Raw genomic sequence first — 1,029 nt, 5'->3', positions numbered from 1 at the left:
TACTTACAGTGACGCTTCTTACTCCTATCGCTGCCACAGCGCAGGAATTGCCAACCGTCCCTTACTTGCCGCTTGAGCGGGCAACCAAGGCAGCACAAGCCGCGCTGGAGGCCTGCGCTGCCGAAGGCAGCAATGTCAGCGTCGCCATCGTGGCGCGGAGCGGCGCGACGCAAGTGCTGCTCAAGGCCGATAATTCCGGCGCACACACCGCATCCAGCGCCGAAGGCAAGGCCTTCACCGCGGCAGCCTTGGGTCGCGACACTGCGGGGCTCGCCGAATTCATAGCCTCCAAGCCGGCAAATGACGGCATGCGTGACATGGATCCTCGCATGGTGATCCAGGCTGGCGGCTTGCCGGTCAAGTTCGGCGATGCCCTGGTGGCCGGCATTGGCGTCGGCGGTGCTCCTTCGGGCGATATCGACGCCAAATGCGCCGCCGCCGGGCTCAAGGCGATCGGCGCCGCCGAGTAAACTTGCCTAGGATGTGCCAACGCAGCCCGTCAAAGCGGGCTGCTCCGTTGAACGGGTTCAGTCTGTGAACCTGTCTCCACACTCGAACCGGCCGACGTGCAAGATCGCATTCGCCGGCAACCGACGGCCGATTCAGAGACCGGAGCCGAAGGCTTAGTTCCATAATCTATCTTATGCGACTTATGGGTGTAGCAGCCATTTAGTGATGCCAACACTTTGCGCTTGCAACGGTGGCCGAGATGCAGGCCGACCGTGAACTGACGCGCAGCCAGCACGGACGCCGCCGCATCGGCGAGACGAACCACATGTTCGGCATTCCCGACGGCAGCCAGGGCAACGGTTATTTGAAGCGCGGACGCAAGCCGGGCAAACGGACGGACTTCATGAACGATCCCGCCGTGATTGCCCGGTGAGAACAGGCGTTGGCGAGGCTGGAAGGAGCGGAATGAGATTTCGGCCATCACCCCATTTGAGGCGTTTCGAGAATATCTTAGACGGACAGGAAAGCAGAAGTTAATACATGCGGAAGAAGCTCTCTTGGCTGATTGGGAGTGGGTTG

The 1,029-nt window shown here is 61.0% G+C and carries 2 protein-coding genes; both read left to right on the top strand.

The features are described 5' to 3' along the window. The first annotated feature begins 8 nt into the window (after positions 1-8). Entirely contained in the window at positions 9-470 is a 462-nt protein-coding gene (locus tag FJ980_RS34255; RefSeq protein WP_140547741.1) for a heme-binding protein, read from the top strand. A gap of 239 nt (positions 471-709) precedes the next feature. Next, entirely contained in the window at positions 710-883 is a 174-nt protein-coding gene (locus FJ980_RS35065) for a hypothetical protein (protein WP_181181434.1), read from the top strand. The last annotated feature ends 146 nt before the right edge of the window (positions 884-1,029 follow it).

Origin of the sequence: Mesorhizobium sp. B1-1-5 (assembly GCF_006443065.1) — a bacterium.
Classification (GTDB): domain Bacteria; phylum Pseudomonadota; class Alphaproteobacteria; order Rhizobiales; family Rhizobiaceae; genus Mesorhizobium.
This window is presented reverse-complemented; position numbering and strand designations above follow the sequence as displayed.

Coding starts and splice junctions, on each gene's coding strand:
- FJ980_RS35065 (WP_181181434.1), top strand. CDS start 710: ATGCAGGCCGACCGTGAACTGACGCGCAGCCAGCACGGACGCCGCCGC.